Source organism: Thauera propionica (genome assembly GCF_002245655.1).
Classification (GTDB): Bacteria; Pseudomonadota; Gammaproteobacteria; order Burkholderiales; family Rhodocyclaceae; genus Thauera; species Thauera propionica.
Genome location: NZ_NOIH01000015.1, coordinates 171,753 through 192,468 on the forward strand (window position 1 = coordinate 171,753; position 20,716 = coordinate 192,468).

Here is a 20,716-nt window from a genome sequence, read left to right on the forward strand (position 1 = left end):
CAGATATCGAGAGAGGAAAAATGAAATACTCAAAAACGACGAACGGCTTCTATGCTGAATCAATCCACGGTGCGGCTACACCCTCCGATGCCATCGAAATCACTACTGCGCAGCACGCTGCCTTGCTCGCCGCGCAGTCCGCCGGAAAGGTCATCGCGCCCGACGCCAACGGCTACCCCGTCGCGCAAGACCCGCCCCCGCCGCCGGCCCCCACCGCCGAGCAGATCCGCGCCGACCGCGTCGCCGCCGTCTACGCCCACCTCAACACCGCCGCCCAGGCGCTCGGCTACGACGACATCCGCGCCGCAGTCACCTACGCCGACGAGCCCGCCGTGCCCAAGTTCCAGGCCGAAGGCCGCGCCTTCCGTGCCTGGCGCTCGCTCGTGTGGGCGCACTGCTACCAGGTGCTCGACGACGTGCAAGCCGGCTTGCGCCCTATCCCAACTGCGGAAGACCTGATTGCCGAGCTGCCCGAGCTGTCGATCACCTACCCCGAATAAGCCAAGGCCACTCATGACCGACCCCATCAGCCCGCCCGCCATTGGCCTCACCGCTGCCGGCATCACGCTCTTTGGCGTGGCCACTGGCCTCGACCCCGTGCTGCTGTTTGCCGGCGCCGGCGGCGGCTGGTGGGCCATGACGTACCAGCCCGTACTCGGCGCCCTCGACCGCCTCTCGCGCATCGGCATCAGCGCGCTGGTGGGGGGCTGGGGCTCTCCGTTGGCCGTGGGCTACGCCGCCGGCGCCGGCTGGTTGCCCGAGGCCGTGCCGCAGCAGGCCGCCGGCTTCCCTGTGGCCCTGGGCATCGGCCTGCTGGCCGTCGACGTCATCGGCCGCGGCGTGCTGCGCCTTGCCCAGCGCAAGGCCGAGGAGATCGCAAAATGATCCCGCTGCTACTGACCCTGCTGCCGTCCATTGCCTCCGCCCTGGCCTGCGTCATCATCCTGTGGCGTGCCGAGCCCGCCCTCAACCGCATGACCCCCGGCACCCACTTCACCGTGCGCCTGGCCATGTGGCTGCTCGTCGTCGGCGCCGCTGCGCAGCTGCTCGCGCTGGCCATGGGCACCGTGCCGCAATGGCCCACCGTGGTGCTCGAGCTCGGCGTGGCCTGCCTGCTCTACTGCGAGCGCCGCCTGCGCGTGCTCATCCCCCGCCCGCGAAAGCCCGCAGCAGACCCCCACCTGTTCTAATCGCGCCACCGCAAAACCCGCCGCGCGCCTACCCTCCGCGCGCGCGCGGCATTCTGCGCACGTCATCCCTACCGCCCCCAGCCGGAGACGTGCCCCATGGCCACCGATTACCACCACGGCGTGCGAGTCGTCGAAGTCAACGACGGCATCCGCCCCATCCGCACCATCGCCACCGCCGTCATCGGCATCGTCTGCACATCCGACGACGCCGACGCCGCCTATTTCCCCCTGAACACCCCGGTGCTCGTCACCAACATCATGACCGCCATCGGCAAGGCCGGCGTCGACGGCACCCTGGCCAAGACGCTCGACGCCATCGCCGACCACGGCGCCCCCATCGTCGTCGTGGTGCGCGTGGCCGAAGGCCTCGACGAAGCCGCCACCACCAGCAACGTCATCGGCTCCGTCACTGTCGGCGGCCAATACACGGGCATGCAGGCCCTGCTCGCCGCCGAGGCCAAGATCGGGGTGCGCCCGCGCATCCTCGCCTGCCCGGGGCTGGACAACCAGGACGTCGCCGCAGCGCTCGCCACCATCGCCCAAAAGCTGCGCGCCTTCGCCTACGTCGCCGCGTGGAACTGCGACACCGTCAGCGCGGCAATCGCTTACCGCGCCAACTTCAGCCAGCGCGAGCTCATGCTCATCTGGCCCGACTTCCTCGCCTTCAACGTCAACACCAGCGCCACTGAGACTGCCTGGGCCACCGCCCGCGCCGTCGGCCTGCGCGCCAAGCTCGACGAAGACATCGGCTGGCACAAGACCTTGAGCAACATCGGCGTCAATGGCGTCACCGGCATCACCAAGGACGTCTTCTTCGACCTGCAGAACCCCGCCACCGACGCCGGCCTGCTCAACGCCGAAGAGGTCACCACCCTCGTGCGCCGCGACGGCTTCCGCTTCTGGGGCTCGCGCACCTGCTCGGACGACCCGCTCTTCGCCTTCGAGAACTACACCCGCACCGCGCAGATCCTCGCCGACACCATCGCCGAGGCGCACATGTGGGCCGTCGACAAGCCCATGCACCCCAGCCTGGTCAAGGACATCATCGAAGGCATCAACGCCAAGTTCCGCGAGCTGCGCGGCCTGGGCTACATCGTCGATGCGCGCGCCTGGTACAACACCGAGGTCAATGACGCCACCACCCTCAAGAGCGGCAAGCTCTACATCGACTACGACTACACCCCCGTCCCGCCGCTCGAAAACCTCGTCTTCCAGCAGCGCATCACCGACCGCTACCTGGTCGATTTCGCCGACCGCATCAACGCCTAAGCCGCCCGCATCATCTTCGTGACGCCACGAAGATGATGCGCCGCCACGCCCGCCCACCGAGGACACTGCAATGGCACTCCCCCACAAGCTCAAGAACTTCAACCTCCTGCTCGACGGCGAGTCCTACGCCGGCGTGGCCTCCGAGGTTGTCCTGCCCAAGCTCACCCGCAAGACCGAAGAATTCCGCGGCGGCGGCATGAACGGCCCCGTCGCCGCCGACATGGGCCTCGAAGCGCTCAACATGGAATTCACCGTCGGCATGGACGTGCGCGTCTACCGGCAATTCGGCATCAGCAAGGTCGACGGCGCGCTGATGCGCTTTGTCGGCGCTTGGCAGCGTGAGGATTCCGACCAGGTCACGTCGGTGGAAGTCGTCGCCCGCGGCCGCTACACCGAGCTCGACCCCGGCACCGCCAAGGCTGGCGAAGACGCCCCGCTCAAGGTCATGGCCAACCTCAGCTACTACAAGCTCACCGTCGACGGCCAGGTGGAGATCGAGATCGACCTCATGAACTTCGTCGAAGTCGTCGGCGGCGTCGATCGCCTGGCCGAACAGCGCAACGCATTGGGGCTGTAAGCCCGCATCAATCGGCTCCGCGGGTGACCTCCTGCACCCGTCCATGAGAGCGCCGGACAACGTGGCGTAACCGGCACCCACACATACGGAGTCCCACCCATGTCCGAACCCATCACCCTCGAAAAGCCCATCGCCCGCGGCGAGCAAACCATCCCCGCCATCACCCTGCGCAAGCCCGACGCCGGCGCCCTGCGCGGAATCGTCCTCAGCGACCTTCTGCGCATGGAAGCCGGCGCCGTCGCCGACCTGCTGCCCCGCATCACCGAGCCCCCGCTGCTGCCGCACGAGGTCGCCCGCATGGACGCCGCCGACCTCATGGCCTGCGCCGTGGAGATCTCCAATTTTTTGCTTCCGCGGTCGCTCAAGCCCGCCGGCTGACAGAGACCGACCCCGCACCCCCGCGCCGCGTAGAAGACGCCATGGCCGACATCGCCACCGTGTTTCACTGGCCGCTCTCCGAGCTGGTCACCCTGGAACTGGCCGACCTCATCGCATGGCGCGAGCGCGCCCGCGTGCGCGCCGAACCCGCCGAGGACTGACGCATGAGCGCATCCCAAAGCCTGCGGCTCCAGGTCATCCTCGGCGCCGTCGATAAACTCACCCGCCCCCTGCAGGGCATGCTGCAGGGCAGCCACAAGCTGTCCGGCGCCGTCAAGGAAGCGCGCGACCGCCTGCGCGATCTCGAAGCCCAGCAAAAGCGCATCGGCAACTACACCGGCGCCACGCAAGCCCTCACCGACAACGCCCGGGCGCTCGGCACCGCCCGCGACAAGCTGCGCGCCCTGCGCGACCAGATCATCGCCACCGAGCAGCCCAGCCGCGAACTCAACGAGCAGTACAAGGCCGCCCGGCGTGAAGTCAAGCAGCTCGAGCGCGACAACACCCGCCTCGCCCGCACCCAGGCCGACGCCCGCGCCCAGATCGAGCGCAGCGGCCTGCCCGTGTCGCAGCTCGCCAGCCGCCAGCGCGAACTCGCCGCCCAGATCGACCGCGCCAACGGCCAGCTCAACGAGCACGGCCGGCGTCTGGCCGCCGTGCGCGAGCGCCAGCAGCAATGGAACCGCGCCATGGAAGCGCGCAACCAGCTGCTCAACGCCGGCGCCGGCCTGCTCGCCACCGGCACCGCCATGGGCCTGCCCATCGTCGGCATGGTCAAGGACTTCGCCACCTTCGAAGACGCCATGCTCGGCGTGGCCAAGCAGGTCGAAGGCACGCGCGACGCCAACGGCCAGCTCACGCGCACCTACTACGACATGGCCGACGCCATCCGCGCGCTCAGCACCGACGCCCGCATCGGGCAAAGCGCCGTGCAGATTGCCGCCCTGGTCGAAGCCGGCGCCCGCATGGGCATCCAGGGCGCAGACAACCTGTTGCAGTACGCCCGCACCGCCGGCATGGCCGCCACCGCGTTCGACGCCATGGCCGACCAGATCGGCGAAAACATCGCCAAGGTCGCCGGCCTGTACAAGATCCCCATCGCCAACATCAGCGAGCTGGGCGACACCATCAACTGGCTCGACGACAACGCGCAGAGCAAGGGCGCCGACATCATCGAGGTGCTCACCCGTATCGCCGGCATCACGCAAACCGTGAACATGTCGATGCGCGACTCCGCCGCGCTCGGCAGCACGTTCCTGAGCCTGGGCGCATCGGCCGAAGTGGCAGCCACCGCGACCAACGCCGTCATCCGCGAGCTGGCAATCGCCGCCAACCAGCCCGCCCGCTTTCAGGACGCGCTCAACTCGCTGGGCCTGGCGCCCGACGCCGTGCAACTCGGCATGCTCAAGGACAGCACCGGCACCATCATCAAGGTGCTCGAGGCCATCAAGGCACTGCCCGAGGAGCAACAGCTCGCAGCTACCGTGGGCCTGTTCGGCAAGGAGTACGGCGACGACGTCGCCAAGCTCGCCCAGAACATGGACGAATACCGCCGCCAGCTCGGCCTCGCCAACGACGAGCAAGCCCGCGGCAGCATGGCCCGCGAAGCCGACGCCCGCGCCATGGCCCTGTCCGCCCGCTGGCAAGCCGCGATGAACCGCCTGTTCAACGCATCCACGCGCGCCGGCGAAACGCTCAAGGGCACGCTGGTGGGCCTCATCGAATGGGCTGGCCGCGTGCTCGAGGCGATCGACGGCTGGATGCAGCGCAACCCGGGCCTCGCCTCAGCGCTTATGCACACCGCAGCCGCGGTGGCCGCCATCGTGGCCGGCCTGGGCGCGCTCGCATTGGGCATGGCGGCCGTCGTCGGTCCGCTGGCCATGCTCAAGATCGGCCTGGGCATCATCGCCCCGCTGCTCGGCGCCATCAGCGCCCCCGCGCTGGCCGCAGTGGCCGCCGTCGCCGCCGTGGGCGCTGCCGGCGTGCTGCTGTGGCAGAACTGGGACACCGTCAAGGAAAAGCTCGCCGGCATCTGGGACGGCATCAAGGCCATGTTCAACGCCGGCGTGCAGTACATCGTCGACAAGCTCGCCGCCATCAAGAACGCCGTGTCCATCGACTTCGGCAGCATGTTCAGCTTCGGCGGTCAAAGCACCGTCCCCGCCCCGCTTCGCGCACCAGGCGCAGGCGGCAGCAGCGTCAGCAACAGCAACACCATCACCGTCAACGCCGCACCAGGCCAAAGCGCGCCCGAGATTGCCAAGGAAGTCGACCGCCAGCTCACCGAGCGCGAGCGCTACCGCCAGTCCCGCCGCCGCAGCATCCTGGGCGACGTCGACTGAGGCCCCTATGGACATCAGCGACAAAGCCACCGAGCGCGAAGAGCAAGACCGCGCCATCGCCCTTGCCAACCGCCGCCCCACAGGCCCGTCCGCCACCGGGCTGTGCCTGTTCTGCGACGAGCCCCTGCCTGCAGCCGCAGACGGCCAGCCAGCCCCCCGCTGGTGCAACTGCGACTGCCGCAACGACTGGGAGCGCGCCCAATCATGATGATGGCCCTGGGCTTCTTCGTCTTCAGCCTGCACACCGCCGCCTATCAGGAAATGCAGCGCCAGCTCGCCTGGCGCCACGCCAGCGTGCCGCGCATGGGCGACCGCCCCGCCAGCCAGTTCATCGGCCCGGATGACGAAACCATCACCCTAAACGGCGTGCTGCTGCCCGAGCTGGCCGGCGAACGCCTCAGCCTCGACGTGCTGCAGGCCATGGCCGACACCGGCGACGCCTGGCCGCTGATCGAAGGCACCGGCCGCATCTACGGCCTGTACGTCATCGAGTCCCTGCAAACCACCCGCACCCTCTTCTTCCAGGACGGCGCGGCCCGCCGTATCGATTTCGCGATCAGCATCAAGCGCGTCGCCGACACCGGGCTCGAGCTCGGCAGCGTGCTCGGCGAACTCCTGCTCGACCAGATCCGCTAAGCCATGGCCAGCAAGCACTTACCGCATGTCGCCCTCATCGATGAGGGCAAGACCCCGCTCGAAGGCTGCAACAGCCGCCGCAGCGGCGACGCCCGCCCCCGCGGCATCCCCGTCACCTACCCCGTGCAGCACGGCTGGACCGCCGACGGCCGGCGCAACATGCGCCCGCACACCCACACCCCAGAACCCATCACCTGCGGCCACCTCGGCCGCGCCACCGCGCCCGGCTGTGCCGGCTGCGCCAACCAGCACCGAAACTGATGCCCTACATGATCAAGAAGACCATCGGCACCGCCACGCTCTACCTGGGCGACAGCATGAAGATCCTGCCCACCCTGCCCACAGTCGCCGCCGTCATCACCGACCCACCCTACGCATCCGGCGGCATGTATCGCGCCGACCGCACCATGCCCGTCAAGGACAAGTACGTGCAGAGCGGCGTGCAGCGCGACTGGCGCGCTTTTGCCGGCGACGCGAAAGACCAGCGTTCGTGGATGTCCTGGTGCCAGGAATGGCTGCAGCGACTGCCGGTGGATGACGGCGCGTACGTGCTCAGCTTCATCGACTGGCGGCAACTTCCCGCCCTGACCGACGCATTCCAGTGGGCCGGCCTCATGTGGCGCGGCGTTGCCGCCTGGGACAAGGGGCGTGGCTCTCGCGCTCCCCACAAGGGCTACCTTCGCCACCAGTGCGAGTACATCGTGTGGGGCACCGCAGGCAAATGCCCGATTGCAGAGCACGACGGCCCGTTCCCTGGCGCCTACACGGCCAAGGTGCTGCAGGCTGACAAACACCACATGACCGGCAAACCCACCGCGCTGATGCGCGAGCTGGCCCGCGTCGTGCCGCCGGGCGCCACGGTGCTGGATCCCTTCATGGGCAGCGGCACCACAGGCGTGGGGGCGGTACTCGAGGGCCGCAGCTTCATCGGCATCGAGTGCGATCGGGGCCACTTCGAGACCGCATGCCGGCGCATTGCCGATGCGCAAGGAATCGCGCTCGAGCACGATCCGCGCGACGCCTACGAGATCACCCGCCAGCAAGAGGCCGCGCTCGAGGGCGGCGCCTGATGGCCTACCGCCAGCCCGCTTACCGCATCCTGGTCGATGGCCAGGACATCACCCCCACCATCCGGCCGCGGCTCGAATCGCTCAGCCTCACCGACAACCGCGGGCTGGAAGCGGACACGCTCGACATCACCCTCGACGACACCGACGGCGCGCTGGCTCTGCCGCCGCGTGGCGCCCGCGTGCGTCTGGCGCTGGGGTGGGCGGGCGAGCCGCTCGAAGACAAGGGCGAATACCTCGTCGACGAGCTCGAGCACACCGGAGCGCCCGATCGCCTCATCATCCGCGCCCGATCGGCCGACATGCGCAGTGGCATCGCCACCAAGAAAGAGCGCAGCTGGCACGGCGTAACGCTGGGCGACCTGGTGCGCAGCATCGCCGCGCAGAACGGCCTGCAGCCCGTCGTCGGCGCGGACTTCGCGGACGAACCGCTCGACCACCTCGACCAGACCGCCGAATCCGACGCCAACCTGCTAACCCGCCTGGCCGAGGACTTCGGCGCCATCGCCACAGTCAAGGCCGGCCGGCTGCTGTTCGTTCGAGCGGGCCAGGCCACGACGGCAAGCGGCAAGCCCCTGCCGGTGCTCACCCTCACCCGCAACCAGGGCGACGGCCACCGCTTTGCCGTAGCCGATCGCGCCGCCTACACCGCCGTGCAGGCCAACTACAACGACGCCCGCAAGGCCGAGCGCGCCTTTGTGCTGGTGGGCGAAGAGACGATCGACGGCGAAGACGTGCCCGACCCCACCCAGCCCAGCACCGGCAACGTCAAGGTGCTGCGCCACACCTACGCCAACCGCACCAACGCCGAGCGCGCAGCCAAGGCCGAATGGCACCGCATCCAGCGCGGCATGGCCAACTTCGAGATCACCCTGGCCTACGGCCGCGCCGACCTTTTCCCCGAGGTGCCGGTCGACGTGCGCGGCTGGAAGCCCGAGATCGACGGCCAGGGCTGGCTGGCCGTGCGCGTGCAGCACGACGTGGGCGGCGGCGGATTCACGACCCGTGTGGAGATGGAAAAACGGCCGGAGTGATCCGGCCGTCTTGTTCTACCTGCCGCCGCAGAGCGACTCGCACGGCACCCCGTCTCCATCCCGATCGAGGCTTCGCACCCCGCAGCGCGTGAGGTAGTGCCGGGCCTCGTCGCACGAATCCATGTCCTTGCAATACCGCTTGCCGGCGCAGCTCAGTCCGGCAACGCCAGCCGACTTGGCCGCGCCGGATGCGGCTGCAGCCTGGGTGCATTTCTGCTTGCTTCCGCTGATGCGGCCATCCCTGCAGACGAACTTGTCTCCCTGGCAGTGCGAAACGCCGCCCGCGCCACGGTCACACGGCTGGCGACCGTTTGCTCGCACGTCCCAAGGCGCAGCAATCACCCCGGCAACCAGCAGCGCAGCGGCTACCTTCCGCACAGCGCCCCCGCACGCTCAATGAAGTCGGCCAGCGGCCCTGGCGTGCCGTCCTTGCGCGCCTGCCCCGCTTCGGGGAACCCCGCGCGCAGCGCCGGCCCATTGATGCCGTAGCGGGTGCCATCGACTTCTAGGTAGCGCAGGTCTGGCGGCGAGCAGCCCACCACGGCAACCGGCGCACGCAGCGGCCAGCGCTCCCCATAGTCCGCCTGCCGCACTTCCTCGCGCGCCGGATCTGCACAGCCGGCAAGCGCCAGCGTCATTGCGCCAATCAGAATCGTTGTCTTCATCCTCTCCCCCTTCGTGATCTTCCTCGTGGATCACGATTTCAGAACAATTCCTACCCAGTAAAACACGCCGATAGGGCTGCTTTACAGGGCAACTTCATATCCGCAGCGCGCCGAGAATTGGGCCTGCAGCGACCCGGAGAAGGGGCCCGAATTCCGCTCTGATCATCGAAACCGAATATATGCCCGCGACCTACAAACGAGACTCCGAACAATAACAGGAGCATCCCGCGTGAACACACGTGCGACCAACGTCATACCGATCAACATCCGGCGCCGAACAGAAACGGCGCGTGCCTTCAAGGCCCTGGCAGACGCCGCAGAGCGCGGCGAGATTGTCGGCGCCGCCTATGCCGTCATCGACTCGACCGGCAACACTCGGCAAGGGGTCATTGGTGCCGCGTGCGAGAATCAAGCCCTCGCCCACTACGGGGCGATCCGCTTAGCCGCAACGCTGTTGTGGCCAGATCAGGACTAGCGCCAGTCGCATCATCTGGTCCCGCTCTTCTGCGGGGCCTTTTTTTCGGGCTTCCCCCTTTCGCCGGGCAGACTTCCTGGCGCTGCGGGTGGCTCAGCGGCCGAGTCATGCAACACCAGCGGCGCGGGCAGCGGGTGCGCATACGCACCACCCCCGAAAGTCTCCTCGAAGAATCGCGGCACCACCTTCGCGGCGCCCACCTCTTTCAATCGGTTCGACATCAACACTGCAAGCGCAGCGCCCCTCAGTTCGTCGCTGCACTGCGAATAGGCGCTGATCAGGTTGCTGTACTCGGCGCCGAGCTCGTTTGCCGATCGCTCGCCGACGACGACGAAGTAGATATCGAAGCCCATCTGATCGAGCACAGCCAGGTGGCGCGCGGTGGGCGATGTCTCGCCCGACTCGTACTTGATGTACGTGCCCTTCGAGACGACCAGGCGCTGATAAACCGCCGCCTGAGAAAGGCCGAGGCGCTCGCGCTCTATCCGCAGCCGGTCGTGAATGGTCGCGTTTTCTTCACCCATAGTCGTTGACAGGTTCAGTTTTATGAACCAGAATCCGCCTTAAGTTCAATTGTGTTGCACATCATAACCAATGACCGCCATCGCCACCCCTGACATCAGCCAGCACCCTCGCAGCCGCGCGCCACGCGGCGTGGATGTCTCGCGCCGCATCGTGGTCTCGTTGATGCCGCACGAACGCAGCGCATTCGACGCGCTGGCCGCCCGAGACGGCCGAACCAGCAGCAGCATGGCGCGAATCCTGTTGCTGCAGGCCATCGAATCCGACCCGGCTGCCCGTCAGCTGCTGGCCGACTGCAAAGCACTCGAGCACGCATGAATACTGCATCGCTCCGCCGATAAAGACTTCATTCGGATTCAGCCCTAGAAAATGTCCACCGTCCAAGACGCCTTCTACGCCACCTGCCACGACGCCCCCGGCGGCTGCGAATCCCTCGCGCCGCGCCTGGGCACCTCGCCGGCGGTGCTGCGCAACAAGGCCAACCCGCACAACACCGCCAACGTGCCCAGCCTCAAGGACGCCGACCAAGTCATGGGGCTGACGGGCGACTACCGCATCCTGCACGCCCTGTGCGCCAACCACGGCCACGTTGCGGTGCCGGTGGATGCCCACGGCAACAGCGGCGACATGGCCGTGCTCGAGTTGGTAACCCACGTGTGGGCAGCCAATGGCAACGTGGGCGCTGCGGTCGATAACACCCTGGCCGACGGCCGCGTCGAGCTGCGCGAACTCAAGAACGTGCGCGCGGCCATCTACCGCACCCAGCAGGCGCTGCTGAACATGCTGGCCCGGCTCGAAGAAATGGCCGAGCCCGAGCACCAGGGGGGCCGCTGATGTCATCCCGCCGCTACGTCGCCCAGCACGCCCGCCGCACAGGCAAAGCGACCGCCATGGCCCACCCGCACATCCCCTGCCCGGTGTGCGGCGGCAACGTCACCGTCTATACCAGCCGCGCCGTGTCCAGCAGCACGCGCGAGCTGTTCTTCCGCTGCAAAGACCCCGACTGCGACGCCAGCTTCCGCAGCCTGCTGCAGCACGCGAACCTCATCATCGGTTCTAGGCTGCACCCTGAAGACCCCCGGCGCCTGCCTCCAGATGCCGACATGCCGAAACTACGCAGGCGGCCAGATCCGGCACTCGACCCCCGGCAGCTAAGCCTGCCCGAGCTGCCCGGCGCCGGATAAGACCAGGCCGCCCCAGCACTCCCCACACAACCCGATTGCACCGATCCCGCTCGCCAGTTTCTGGCGCGCGCGGACCTCTTCACGCCTAAAGAACCTGCCGCCATGGATTCACGCCTGCACGCCGACATCACAGCCCGCCTCGACCGCGACTTCGAGCTATCGAAGATCGAGAACGGCTGGCTGCGCAAAGGCAAGTGCCCCAACTGCGGCAAGAAGGAGCTTTACACCCACGCCGAGCACCCTTGGGTGCTGCGCTGCGGTCGCCTGGACAAATGCAGCTACGAGGGCCACGTCAAGGATCTGTACAGCGAGCTGTTCGAGAGCTGGTCCGACCGCTACCCCAAAGCCCCGGACAACCCCAACGCCGCCGCCGACGCCTACCTGCGCGACAGCCGCGGGTTCGACCTCGAAAAGATCAAGGGCTGGTACAGCCAGGAAAGCTACTGGGACGGCAAGCAGCAGATCGGCAGCGCCACCGTTCGCTTTGCGCTGCCAGGCGTGGGCTACTGGGAACGCATCATCGACCGCCCACAGCGCTTCGGTAAGCGCAAGGCCACCTTCAGCGGCCACTACGGCGGCACCTGGTGGAGCGCACCGGGCGCCGACTTGACGCAGGCAGACGAGATCTGGATTACCGAGGGCGTGTTCGACGCCATCGCGCTGATTCACGCGGGCCAGGTGGCCGTTTCTGCCCTCACCTGCAGCAACTACCCCAGCGCCGCGCTGGAAGCGCTAGCCACCGCTCGGCCGCTGAGCCGCCCGCGGCTGGTGTTCGCCTTCGACGCAGGGCACGCCGGCGAAGGCTTTACCCGCAAGTTCGTCGACCGCGCCATCGCCGAGGGCTGGGAGGCCAGCGCCGCACAGCCGCCCACCGGCCGCAGCAAGCTCGACTGGAACGACCTGTGGATGCGCCGCGAGCTGGGCGCCGAGCAGATCAAGGAAGCGCGCTACCGCGGCGCCCTGCTGCTGGCGAAGTCGCCCGGAGAGAAGGCCACGTTGATGTACAGCAAGCACGGCTGGGCCACGTTCGCCTTTGATTTCGAGCGCCGCATGTACTGGTGGAAGCTCGACATCGACAAGCTGACCAAGGTGAAACAGGAGCTTGCCGAGGCCGACCCCGACCGCGACGAGGCCGAACTGCGGGAAGAGGCGCTCAAGCAGTCCAACAGCGTCACCGAGATCTGCAACTGCCAACCGGTGCCGCTCTACTACCTCAAGAACGAGGTGACCGACGAGGCCTGGTACTACTTCCGCGTCGACTTCCCCCACGACGGCGCCAGCGTCAAGAACACCTTCAGCGCCGGCCAGCTCACCGCCGCTGCCGAGTTCAAGAAGCGCCTGCTGCACAGCGGCGCGGGTGCCATGTGGAAGGGCACCGCCGGCCAGCTGGACAACCTGGTGAGCCGCTGGACCTACAACATCAAGACCGTGGCCACCATCGACTACGTGGGCTACAGCCTCGAGCACAAGGCCTACGTCTACCCCACGCTGGGCGTGCAAGGCGACCGCGTGGTGCCGATGAACGATGAGGACTACATCGAGTTCGGCAAGCTCGCCATCAAGACGCTGAGCAAGTCGATGAAGCTGGACATCGACACCGACACCAAGGCGCCCGACAACGGCTGGTTCGATCGGCTCTACCTGTGCTTTGGCCCGAAGGGCGTGGTCGCCCTGGCCGTGTGGATGGGCGCGCTGTTTGCCGAGCAGGTGCGCCACCGCTTCGAGTCCTTCCCCTTCGTCGAGATCGTCGGCGAGCCGGGCAGCGGCAAAACCACCCTGCTCGAAACCCTGTGGAAGCTGGTGGGCCGCAACGGCTACGAGGGCTTCGACCCCATGAAAGGCAGCCAGGTGGGCTTCATGCGCACCATGGCCCAGGTCAGCAACCTTCCGGTGGTGCTGATCGAGTCCGACCGCGAAGACGACAGCGACGGCAGCAAGGGCCGCCCCAAGCAGGCCTTCCACTGGGACAGCCTCAAGAGCCTGTACAACGGCGGCAGCCTGCGCACCACCGGCGTTAAGTCGAGCGGCAACGACACCTACGACCCGCAGTTTCGCGCCGCGCTGGTCATCGCCCAGAACGCACCGGTGCAGGCTTCGCTGCCGATCATGGAGCGGATCGTGCACCTGAGGTTCGACAAGAGCCGCCAGTCCGAGGCGGGCCGCGAAGCCGCACTCCAGCTGGGCCGCATGTCGGCCGGCGAAGTCTCCGCCTTCTTGTTGCGCGCCATCACCCGCGAAGCGCAGGTCATGGACATGGTGGAAGAGCGCACCCGTACCTACGAGCGCCGCATCGCCGAGGCCGGCAGCAAGAACCAGCGCATCCAGAAGAACCACGCGCAAATCATGGTGTTCGTCGACGCGCTGTCGCTGGCCTGCCCCATCACCACCACCCAGCAGGACGAAGCCAAGGCGCTGCTCATCAACCTGGCGCTGGAACGAGAACAAGCCCTGCAGCGCGAGCACCCCATCGTCGAGGCCTTCTGGGAGGCCTTCCACTACCTGGACAACACCGACGACGAAGGCTTTGGCGAGTCGCGCCTCAACCACAGCCGCAGCCCCGACTGGATCGCAATCAACCTGAACCACTTCGTCCAGGTCGCCGCCGAGAAGCGCCAGCAGGTTCCGCCCATCGCCGACCTCAAGCGCTACCTCAAGACCAGCCGCAGCCCACGGTTCAAGGACGTGTGTTCGGTGAACTCCGCAATCAACGGCCGGCACAACGCCCGCTGCGGCGCCAAAGAAGACATGCGCCCGCAAACGGTGAAGTGCTGGGTCTTCGAGTCGACCAAGCGATGAGCCCCGACCGCCCCCCCGCCTCCGACGCCGAGTTGCGCTGGGCCTACCGCCGCAGCCGCTTCCCGGCCATGGGCTTCGACTACGCCCAGGTGCTCGCCGCCCCCGTCCTGCGCAGCGTGCTCGAGCTGGGCGTCAGCCAGCAGCGCCGCAAGCGCGCCCGCCTTTCCACCACCAACACCGGCGCCGGCATCGAGCGCAGCCAGCCCGAGTTTTCCGCCAGCGCTCAGCAATCGTGAGGAGTCACACCATGTCATTCAAGGAAGCCAGCCGCATCACCGCGCACGATGGGACGGTTATCGTCCATTCAGATGCCTACGAGAAGGTGAAGGCCTACCTGCAGGAATACGCCTGCATTGAGGAGATCAAGGCAGACATTGCCGCACTTAACAGCCAGATCCAGGCGCGGACACCCGATCTGAAGAATGCGGAAGTGTCGATGCTCGAGGCGCTGTGGGAGCACTACGACGGCGCGGTGCCCGATTACGTCGAATTCTCTTCGGCGGTCATCCACATCGGCGACGAAGGCGACGTGGAAGTGATCCGCCCCCGCTCGTACTGCGACCTGTACCGCATCGAGCGCCCCGAATCGACTGCAGCGTGAGGCCCGCCATGACCGCCGACATCAAGCAGACAGCCCCGAACACGCACCGCGGCCAGATCCCCCCGAAGCCAGCGCCGGCCCTGCCGGATCGCATGGCTGGCCCGCCGGTCGCCACGCTCACCGATGCAGAGCTCGCCACCCTCGTCCGCCTCGCCTACGCCGCTACCCAAGTGCACGCCCAATCCAGCAGCGGCGTCCTGTTCGAAGGCTACGACGGCGCCGAGCCCCAGCGCACCCAGGCCTGCGCCGCCCTCGACGAGCTCGAGCACGCCACCGACGCCGCCATCGCCGCCCTGAAGGCCATCGGCGACCGCGCCGCCCGCCAGATCCACCACCTCTGAGGCCCCACCCATGCGAACCCTCATCAACACCCTGCGCCGCGCCATCACCCGCGGCCGCCTCGCCATCGCCCAGAACGATCTCGCGTGGATGGAAGCCCGCGCCCCACTCTGCCTGCGCGAACAGCGCGCCCACGTCCGCGCCCTGGCCGACCAGCTCGACACCCTCGAATCCGGTCTCTGCGCCCCGTCCCAACCCCGCCGCCCTAGCGCCGACGAAGTCCGCGCCCGCGCCGAACGCAAACTGAAGGAGGCCCTGCTGTGATCTACGCCGACCCTCGCATCACCCCATCGCCCACCGTCGAAGACCTCGCCGCCAAACTCGCCCGCGCCGAGTCCGTCGTCCACGACATGACCGCCGTCATCGCGGCCAAGTGCGAGCAGGAGATGAAGCTCTCCGAGCAAATCGCCGACGCGATCGGCACCATGCTCGAACTCGACACCAGCGACATGGAGCTGCCCGAGTTGGTCGCCGCCCTCATCGACGTGGCGCGTATCGAAAAGGCGAGCGCCCAGGTGGCGAGCATGGAGCCCGAAGACGCGCCAGGCGTTTTCATGGTGCTCGACTCCAACGGGCGCCTCACCGGCCCCACCCACGACACCGCAAAGAAGGCGCGCGATCACGTTGAGCTGCTCGCTGCCAAGCGTGAAGGCCACAGATTCGTGGTCGCCCGGCGCATCGCCATCTGCAGCACGTCCGTTGCCGTCGACTGGAAGGAGGACTAAGCCATGTCGCAAATCTACCGGCGCTATTTCCGCGTCACCCACGGCCCGATCATGGACAAGGCCATCGAGATTGAGGCCGCCAACGCCGAGGCGCGCAAGGCCCTTCACGCCTTCTGCCAAGAGATCGGCGCCAAGGATTCGCTCTCGTATCGGGACGGCCGCCGCGCCGGCTTCCGCTTCCCAAGCACCCCCGACCAGTCCGTCTGGAAGCAGCCCAACAGCTTCGGCGCCTACTGGCCGCGCAAGAACTCCGCCGCCGGCCGCGAAATGCTGGCGCGCATCGAAGCGCTGCCGCGCATCGTCGATATCTCCCAAGCCCTTGATGTCGCGGGGCTGACGCCGCACGTCCCCATGCTCATCAGCGATCGCTACGGCCACACCGCGACCATCACCGGCCGCACCAGCCTGGGCGTTCTGTTCGTCAGCGTCCCCTGGCGTGACATCAACCCCAAGGAACTCGAGCGCTACAAGGCCGAGCGCGAAGTCGGCAATTCCTGGTCGATGGGCATGGAACACCTGCTATGGCAACCGACCGCCGAAATGCAGGAGCTGAAGCGCTGGGAAGTCGAGAAAGAAATCGAAGAACTGAACGCGCGCATCGAGCGCGAGAAGCAGGAGGCCTGACCCATGACCACCGCCCCCACCACCATCACCGTCACCTACCGAACGCAGGCCTACCACTGCCGCCTCAAGGGCATCAGCGCCAGCAGCACGATGAGCCCCGAGGCCGCCGCCCAGCGGCTGGCCGACAAGGTCTTCGGCCAGGGCACGCACCGCGTGCGCATGCTGCGCGACTGCTCCTTCAACGCCCCGGGCGAGTGGGCGATCGAGCCGGCCACGCTGCCCGAAAAGCTAGCCGCGGCCAGCGTTCGCATCACCCTGGCCGACGACGGGCACTACTACATCGACGTTCGCAAGCGCACGGGCACCGCGTTCCGCGCCGACTCGCGCAAGGGCAACATCGACGACGCAATGGAGCGCGCCCGCTTCGTGCTCGCCAAGGAAGGGGCCGCATCATGCTGACCGGCACCCAACACCGCAGCGCCATCGAGGCGCGCGGCCTGCGCCCCATTGGCGAGCTGGCCCGCAACCGCCCCCAAGGCGACCGCCTGCGCTACATGGCCGGCTGCCGCTGCCCGGCCTGCCGCGGCGCCAACACCGCGTACGAGCGCATGCGGGCCAAGGCACGCAAGGCGGGCGAAGCCAACCCCTTCGTGCCGGCCGACGCCGCCCGCGCGCACATCCAGGCGCTGGCCGCGGCGGGCGTTGGCCGTCGCACGCTCTCGATCGCCACCGACATCACCGAGGCCACGCTGTGGGCCATCAAGCGCGGCGAGCGCGCCAACCTGCGGCGGGCCACCGAGAAGAAGATCCTCGCCATGCGCGCAGATCTGCTGGCCGACGGCGCCCTGGTGGATGCCGCGCCCACCTGGGCGCTCATCGATGCGCTGCTCAAGGCCGGCTTCACGAAAAAGGCGATCGCCCGTGGGCTGGGCCAGCAAGGTAGCGGCCTGCAGCTGAGCCGCACTCGGGTCACCGTCCGCAATGCCGAAAAGGTGCGCCGCCTGCACGACAAGCTGATGGCCACCGCCGAGCGTCTGGTCGACGCCACCCCGTCCGCCGCCCTGCTGCAAGAACTGCTCGACGAGGGCTACCTGCCCCAGCGCCTGCAGCGCGAAATCGACGGCCTGCCCGAATCCATGACCCTACCCAAGAAAATCCGCGCCGGCCTGGCCGACCAGATCGCCGAGGCGCATAGGAGGCTGACGCAATGAGCGCGAGACCTGACTGGAACACGGCCCCCATCCGATGTGGCCGCAGCAAGTGCAAGTGGCGTGGCTATGAGGGAGACCTGGTGCCCGAGCGCCGCGAACGATGGACAAAGAACGTTTGTCCTGAGTGCGGCTGCGATGAATACATGTTCATGACGGTGGGCGAGATCAAGGCATGGGAGCGAAAGAAGGCAAAGGATGCCAAGCAATGACCGCATCCGCTTTCTACAGCCTGGCGGCGCTGATCCTGATCGCGCCGCACACAAGCGCCCCCATCGCCAAGGCGGGAACTGTCTTCTTTCTCTTCGCCTCGTTGATCGCCCTGGCGATCGAACATAACAGATGACCACCCAGGCCCGGCGTGCTGCGCTCGACCCGCTGCTGAACTGGATGGCGGACAGGATCCTCGAGCAGCTGCTTGCCGAGGCCGCTACCGCCAGCCAGACTCAGCAACATGACCGCAGCCATCTACACCCGCTACAGCACCGACCGCCAGCGCGAGACATCCCTCGCTGACCAGGCGCGCGTGTGCCAGGCCCGAGCCGACGCGCTCGGGCTTTCCATTTTCAGCACCTACTCCGACGACGGCATATCGGGCAGCACGCCCGTGGCGCGCAGGCCCGAAGGCGCACGCCTGGTGGCCGACGCGCTGGCCGGCCGCTTTGCGGTGCTGCTGGTCGAAGGCCTCGACCGCCTGAGCCGCGACATGGTCGAGCAAGAGCGCATGGTGCGTCGCCTCGAGCACCGCGGCATCCGCATCATCGGTGTGGCCGACGGCTACGACTCCGAGGGCAGCGGCCGCAAGATCCACCGCACAATGCGCGGCCTCATCAACGAGATCTACCTCGACGACCTGCGCCACAAGACGCACCGCGGCCTCACGGGCCAGCTGCAGCGCGGTGGCCACGCCGGCGGCGTGCCCTTCGGCTATCGATCGGTGGCCGTGGGCGACATCCATGTGCTCGAGGTCGAGCCAGCCCAGGCGGCCACGGTGCGCGAGATCTACCAGCGCTACGGCGACGGGTGGAGCTGCCAGCGCATCGCCGCCGACCTCAACGCCCGCGGCATCAAGACCGGCCGCGGCGGCACTTGGTCTGTATCGGCCCTGTACGGCAGCCCGGCCAAGGGCAGCGGCGTGCTCAACAACGAGCTGTACATCGGCCGCATGGTCTGGAACCGCTCGCAGTGGGTGAAGGACCCCGACACCGGCAAGCGCACGCGGCTCGATCGCCCGCGGGAAGAATGGATCATCGAAGACCACCCCGAGCTGCGCATCCTCGACCAGTCGCTGTGGGATGCGGTGCGCGCACGCTTCGGCCGCCCCGCGCGCGAATCCGGCGGCAGCGGCAAGGGCAAGCGCCCAACGACCCTGTTCGGAGGCCTGCTGCGCTGTGGTAAGTGCGGTGGCGCCATCATCGCCACCAGCGGCCGTCACTACGGCTGCGCCCAGCGCAAGGACCGCGGCCCCGCCGTGTGCAGTGGAGTGCTGGCGCGGCGTGTGGCGATCGACTCTCGCCTGCTGGGCGACATCCGCGCCGAGCTCGCCAGCGGCGAGCAGCTGGCCAGCATCCAGACCAAGATCCGCGCCCGACTCGCCGAGACACGCGCCCAGGCCGACGACCTGGTGCGCACGAAGGCCGGCGAGCTGGCCACAATCGAGCAGCAGATCGCCAACCTGGTCGATGCTATTTCGCAAGTCGGTCTCTCGCCCGCGATCAGCGAGCGTCTTGCCGCCACAGAGCGCCGCCGCTCAGAGCTGCAAGCCGAGATCCAGCGCATCGAGGCCCTGTCGAACGTCAATCTCTCGCGCATCCCGGCCATGTACCGGCAGATGGCCTTCCAGCTCGAGCGCGCCCTCAAGACCAACGTGGCCGAGGCCCGCGAAGTCCTTCGCCCCCTGATCGAAGGCGCCCGCGTGATCGAGGAAGGCGGACAGGTGTGGGTAGAAAGCGAAACAGGCCGAGCAGCAATCGCTGTCGGCCTGTCTCTAGGTATGGTTGCGGGGGCAGGATTTGAACCTGCGACCTTCGGGTTATGAGCCCGACGAGCTGCCAGACTGCTCCACCCCGCGTCGGAGAAACAGAACTATAAGCGACAACGAGAAACAATGCAAGTTTTTCGCCAATTTTTTTCGATACGACGGCCTGTGTCGTTCGCCGCCGTCTCAACCCCAACCGGCACGAGGTGGCTGTAGATCAGCCCGTCGCCAACCCGACCAGACTTGAAAAGGGGCTGCATCACTGCAGCCCCTTGCTTTACTGGTGCCGGCAATAGGAATCGAACCCACGACCTTCTGATTACAAATCAGCTGCTCTACCAACTGAGCTATGCCGGCGACGGGGGCGGATTATAGCGCAAGCGCGCACAACAGGATGCACGATGCCCTTGCGTCGATAGCTGTATTTATTTACAGTACCCGACATCAAACACACGATGCCGGAGACGATCATGACCGAAACACTGCTCACCCGCCTGCTGCTTGCCGTTGGCCTTCTTGCCGGCCTGATGTTCGGAACCGGCAACGCGGCAGCTGGCGTTGCGCTGGCCGTGATTGCCGGCGCCGCGACCTGGCTGGTTCGCTCGCATAACCTGCTGCAGCGCCGTTGCTGACGCCGGCGCGGTTCAGCGACCGAACTTGCTCATGAGCTGCTGCAGTTTCTCGGTGCGGCGCTTCTCGGCGGCCTCGGCCTCCCGCTTTTCCTTCTGCTGCTTGGCGACCGCGGCAAAACGCTCCTTCAGCGTCGTGGCCGCATGGGTGCGCTGCTCTTCGGTGACCTCGCCCGCAGGTTGCCCATCGAGGTCGAAACGCTGCTGGGAACGCTCGACGGCCTTGAGGTAGCGGGTCGACGCCGTGTGCATGCGCAACGCAGCGCGCAGGCTCTTGCGATCGATCTCGGGCATGCGCTCGGCGATGCTGGCGTCGATCTTCAGCGCCAGAGGCTTGCAGTCACGGAAGGCCGCAAATTCCTTCTGCAGGCGTTGCAGCAGGGTACGCGGTTCGATGCGCTGCTTCGGTGCGGCTGGCGCGGCGGAGGAGTCGGACTCGGGCGCAGCAGCGGTGCTGCCGTCGTTTTCGGTAATCATGAGTGACAAGAACTCTTACAGGCGGGACGTTGTCGATTTCATCCCGGGGTGATCAAGGCC

33 protein-coding genes and 2 tRNA genes are annotated in these 20,716 nt (G+C 67.3%); 29 read left to right on the forward strand and 6 right to left on the reverse strand.

Annotated features, from left to right (window positions below):
• The first annotated feature begins 20 nt into the window (after positions 1–20).
• The 13 genes from CGK74_RS13725 to CGK74_RS13785 all read left to right on the forward strand — a co-directional run bounded on the left by CGK74_RS13725 (position 21) and on the right by CGK74_RS13785 (position 8,493).
• Entirely contained in the window at positions 21–500 is a 480-nt protein-coding gene (locus CGK74_RS13725; protein WP_133091864.1) for a hypothetical protein, read from the forward strand.
• Between the two features lie 13 nt (positions 501–513).
• Positions 514–885: a hypothetical protein gene (locus CGK74_RS13730; protein ID WP_094269010.1), complete on the forward strand. Its 372-nt coding sequence runs from the start codon at positions 514–516 to the stop codon at positions 883–885.
• Positions 882–1,190 (forward strand): hypothetical protein, encoded by a 309-nt coding sequence (locus tag CGK74_RS13735; RefSeq protein WP_094269011.1) that lies wholly within the window; start codon positions 882–884, stop codon positions 1,188–1,190. Before CGK74_RS13730 ends, CGK74_RS13735 begins: the two co-directional genes overlap by 4 nt.
• 96 nt (positions 1,191–1,286) lie before the next feature.
• The gene (locus tag CGK74_RS13740) at positions 1,287–2,459 is read left to right on the forward strand and encodes a phage tail sheath protein (RefSeq protein WP_094269012.1); all 1,173 of its coding nucleotides are present in this window, start codon (positions 1,287–1,289) and stop codon (positions 2,457–2,459) included.
• A gap of 70 nt (positions 2,460–2,529) precedes the next feature.
• Positions 2,530–3,036, forward strand: coding sequence for a phage major tail tube protein (locus tag CGK74_RS13745; RefSeq protein ID WP_094269013.1), 507 nt, complete (start codon positions 2,530–2,532; stop codon positions 3,034–3,036).
• A 99-nt stretch (positions 3,037–3,135) separates the two neighbouring features.
• Complete coding sequence (locus tag CGK74_RS13750) at positions 3,136–3,414, forward strand: phage tail assembly protein (protein ID WP_094269014.1); 279 nt, start codon at positions 3,136–3,138, stop codon at positions 3,412–3,414.
• A 41-nt stretch (positions 3,415–3,455) separates the two neighbouring features.
• Positions 3,456–3,575 (forward strand): GpE family phage tail protein, encoded by a 120-nt coding sequence (locus CGK74_RS13755; protein WP_094269015.1) that lies wholly within the window; start codon positions 3,456–3,458, stop codon positions 3,573–3,575.
• Between the two features lie 3 nt (positions 3,576–3,578).
• On the forward strand, positions 3,579–5,756 hold the full coding sequence (locus CGK74_RS13760) for a phage tail tape measure protein (RefSeq protein ID WP_094269016.1): 2,178 nt from the start codon (positions 3,579–3,581) through the stop codon (positions 5,754–5,756).
• Between the two features lie 7 nt (positions 5,757–5,763).
• Positions 5,764–5,964: a TraR/DksA C4-type zinc finger protein gene (locus CGK74_RS13765; RefSeq protein ID WP_094269017.1), complete on the forward strand. Its 201-nt coding sequence runs from the start codon at positions 5,764–5,766 to the stop codon at positions 5,962–5,964.
• Positions 5,961–6,392: a phage tail protein gene (locus CGK74_RS13770; protein WP_094269018.1), complete on the forward strand. Its 432-nt coding sequence runs from the start codon at positions 5,961–5,963 to the stop codon at positions 6,390–6,392. Before CGK74_RS13765 ends, CGK74_RS13770 begins: the two co-directional genes overlap by 4 nt.
• 3 nt (positions 6,393–6,395) lie before the next feature.
• Positions 6,396–6,653 (forward strand): hypothetical protein, encoded by a 258-nt coding sequence (locus CGK74_RS13775; RefSeq protein WP_094269019.1) that lies wholly within the window; start codon positions 6,396–6,398, stop codon positions 6,651–6,653.
• Entirely contained in the window at positions 6,653–7,462 is an 810-nt protein-coding gene (locus tag CGK74_RS13780; RefSeq protein WP_206186252.1) for a DNA-methyltransferase, read from the forward strand. The genes CGK74_RS13775 and CGK74_RS13780 overlap by 1 nt, the downstream gene beginning before the upstream one ends.
• Positions 7,462–8,493 (forward strand): phage late control D family protein, encoded by a 1,032-nt coding sequence (locus CGK74_RS13785; protein ID WP_094269020.1) that lies wholly within the window; start codon positions 7,462–7,464, stop codon positions 8,491–8,493. Before CGK74_RS13780 ends, CGK74_RS13785 begins: the two co-directional genes overlap by 1 nt.
• A gap of 15 nt (positions 8,494–8,508) precedes the next feature.
• Here the strand turns inward: CGK74_RS13785 and CGK74_RS19480 are convergent, their stop codons facing one another.
• Together CGK74_RS19480 and CGK74_RS13795 are read right to left on the reverse strand one after the other, a co-directional pair.
• Complete coding sequence (locus CGK74_RS19480; protein WP_206186253.1) at positions 8,509–8,871, reverse strand: excalibur calcium-binding domain-containing protein; 363 nt, start codon at positions 8,869–8,871, stop codon at positions 8,509–8,511.
• Positions 8,859–9,158, reverse strand: a complete 300-nt coding sequence (locus tag CGK74_RS13795; protein ID WP_094269021.1) for a hypothetical protein — start codon at positions 9,156–9,158, stop codon at positions 8,859–8,861. Before CGK74_RS13795 ends, CGK74_RS19480 begins: the two co-directional genes overlap by 13 nt.
• Before the next feature lie 229 nt (positions 9,159–9,387).
• Here CGK74_RS13795 and CGK74_RS13800 point away from each other — a divergent pair, with 229 nt between their 5' ends.
• Positions 9,388–9,633: a hypothetical protein gene (locus CGK74_RS13800; RefSeq protein ID WP_094269022.1), complete on the forward strand. Its 246-nt coding sequence runs from the start codon at positions 9,388–9,390 to the stop codon at positions 9,631–9,633.
• Between the two features lie 11 nt (positions 9,634–9,644).
• Here the strand turns inward: CGK74_RS13800 and CGK74_RS13805 are convergent, their stop codons facing one another.
• Positions 9,645–10,157 carry a helix-turn-helix domain-containing protein gene (locus CGK74_RS13805; RefSeq protein ID WP_094269023.1) on the reverse strand — a complete coding sequence of 171 codons (513 nt, stop codon included), beginning with the start codon at positions 10,155–10,157 and terminating at the stop codon, positions 9,645–9,647.
• 70 nt (positions 10,158–10,227) lie between these two features.
• Here CGK74_RS13805 and CGK74_RS13810 point away from each other — a divergent pair, with 70 nt between their 5' ends.
• The 14 genes from CGK74_RS13810 to CGK74_RS19485 all read left to right on the forward strand — a co-directional run bounded on the left by CGK74_RS13810 (position 10,228) and on the right by CGK74_RS19485 (position 19,610).
• Positions 10,228–10,473, forward strand: a complete 246-nt coding sequence (locus tag CGK74_RS13810) for a hypothetical protein (RefSeq protein WP_094269024.1) — start codon at positions 10,228–10,230, stop codon at positions 10,471–10,473.
• A 51-nt stretch (positions 10,474–10,524) separates the two neighbouring features.
• Positions 10,525–10,989, forward strand: a complete 465-nt coding sequence (locus CGK74_RS13815) for a phage regulatory CII family protein (RefSeq protein ID WP_094269025.1) — start codon at positions 10,525–10,527, stop codon at positions 10,987–10,989.
• Positions 10,989–11,339, forward strand: a complete 351-nt coding sequence (locus CGK74_RS13820; protein WP_094269026.1) for an ogr/Delta-like zinc finger family protein — start codon at positions 10,989–10,991, stop codon at positions 11,337–11,339. The genes CGK74_RS13815 and CGK74_RS13820 overlap by 1 nt, the downstream gene beginning before the upstream one ends.
• A 102-nt stretch (positions 11,340–11,441) precedes the next feature.
• The gene (locus CGK74_RS13825; RefSeq protein ID WP_094269027.1) at positions 11,442–14,135 is read left to right on the forward strand and encodes a toprim domain-containing protein; all 2,694 of its coding nucleotides are present in this window, start codon (positions 11,442–11,444) and stop codon (positions 14,133–14,135) included.
• A complete protein-coding gene (locus CGK74_RS13830; RefSeq protein ID WP_094269028.1) occupies positions 14,132–14,371 on the forward strand; it encodes a hypothetical protein in 240 nt (79 codons plus the stop codon). The genes CGK74_RS13825 and CGK74_RS13830 overlap by 4 nt, the downstream gene beginning before the upstream one ends.
• Before the next feature lie 11 nt (positions 14,372–14,382).
• On the forward strand, positions 14,383–14,736 hold the full coding sequence (locus CGK74_RS13835; protein WP_094269029.1) for a hypothetical protein: 354 nt from the start codon (positions 14,383–14,385) through the stop codon (positions 14,734–14,736).
• Positions 14,733–15,077 carry a hypothetical protein gene (locus tag CGK74_RS13840; protein ID WP_133091866.1) on the forward strand — a complete coding sequence of 115 codons (345 nt, stop codon included), beginning with the start codon at positions 14,733–14,735 and terminating at the stop codon, positions 15,075–15,077. The genes CGK74_RS13835 and CGK74_RS13840 overlap by 4 nt, the downstream gene beginning before the upstream one ends.
• A gap of 10 nt (positions 15,078–15,087) precedes the next feature.
• Positions 15,088–15,339: a hypothetical protein gene (locus CGK74_RS13845; RefSeq protein ID WP_094269031.1), complete on the forward strand. Its 252-nt coding sequence runs from the start codon at positions 15,088–15,090 to the stop codon at positions 15,337–15,339.
• The gene (locus tag CGK74_RS13850; RefSeq protein ID WP_094269032.1) at positions 15,336–15,800 is read left to right on the forward strand and encodes a hypothetical protein; all 465 of its coding nucleotides are present in this window, start codon (positions 15,336–15,338) and stop codon (positions 15,798–15,800) included. Before CGK74_RS13845 ends, CGK74_RS13850 begins: the two co-directional genes overlap by 4 nt.
• A 3-nt stretch (positions 15,801–15,803) precedes the next feature.
• Entirely contained in the window at positions 15,804–16,424 is a 621-nt protein-coding gene (locus tag CGK74_RS13855; RefSeq protein WP_094269033.1) for a hypothetical protein, read from the forward strand.
• Between the two features lie 3 nt (positions 16,425–16,427).
• A complete protein-coding gene (locus tag CGK74_RS13860) occupies positions 16,428–16,823 on the forward strand; it encodes a hypothetical protein (RefSeq protein WP_094269034.1) in 396 nt (131 codons plus the stop codon).
• Positions 16,817–17,575, forward strand: coding sequence for a hypothetical protein (locus CGK74_RS13865; RefSeq protein ID WP_094269035.1), 759 nt, complete (start codon positions 16,817–16,819; stop codon positions 17,573–17,575). The genes CGK74_RS13860 and CGK74_RS13865 overlap by 7 nt, the downstream gene beginning before the upstream one ends.
• Before the next feature lie 205 nt (positions 17,576–17,780).
• On the forward strand, positions 17,781–17,918 hold the full coding sequence (locus CGK74_RS18950; RefSeq protein WP_165770085.1) for a hypothetical protein: 138 nt from the start codon (positions 17,781–17,783) through the stop codon (positions 17,916–17,918).
• A 108-nt stretch (positions 17,919–18,026) separates the two neighbouring features.
• Positions 18,027–19,610: a recombinase family protein gene (locus tag CGK74_RS19485; protein WP_094269141.1), complete on the forward strand. Its 1,584-nt coding sequence runs from the start codon at positions 18,027–18,029 to the stop codon at positions 19,608–19,610.
• Here the strand turns inward: CGK74_RS19485 and CGK74_RS13880 are convergent.
• Together CGK74_RS13880 and CGK74_RS13885 are read right to left on the reverse strand one after the other, a co-directional pair.
• Positions 19,567–19,643 (reverse strand) — tRNA-Met (locus CGK74_RS13880). The two genes, CGK74_RS19485 and CGK74_RS13880, sit on opposite strands and share 44 nt — an antisense overlap.
• Positions 19,644–19,831: 188 nt before the next feature.
• A tRNA-Thr gene (locus tag CGK74_RS13885) sits at positions 19,832–19,907 on the reverse strand.
• A 113-nt stretch (positions 19,908–20,020) separates the two neighbouring features.
• Between CGK74_RS13885 and CGK74_RS18955 the strand changes: the two genes are divergently transcribed.
• Complete coding sequence (locus CGK74_RS18955; RefSeq protein WP_165770086.1) at positions 20,021–20,182, forward strand: hypothetical protein; 162 nt, start codon at positions 20,021–20,023, stop codon at positions 20,180–20,182.
• Between the two features lie 12 nt (positions 20,183–20,194).
• Here CGK74_RS18955 and CGK74_RS13890 read toward each other — a convergent pair whose 3' ends face one another.
• Positions 20,195–20,656 carry a ProQ/FINO family protein gene (locus CGK74_RS13890; protein WP_206186254.1) on the reverse strand — a complete coding sequence of 154 codons (462 nt, stop codon included), beginning with the start codon at positions 20,654–20,656 and terminating at the stop codon, positions 20,195–20,197.
• Between the last annotated feature and the right edge of the window lie 60 nt (positions 20,657–20,716).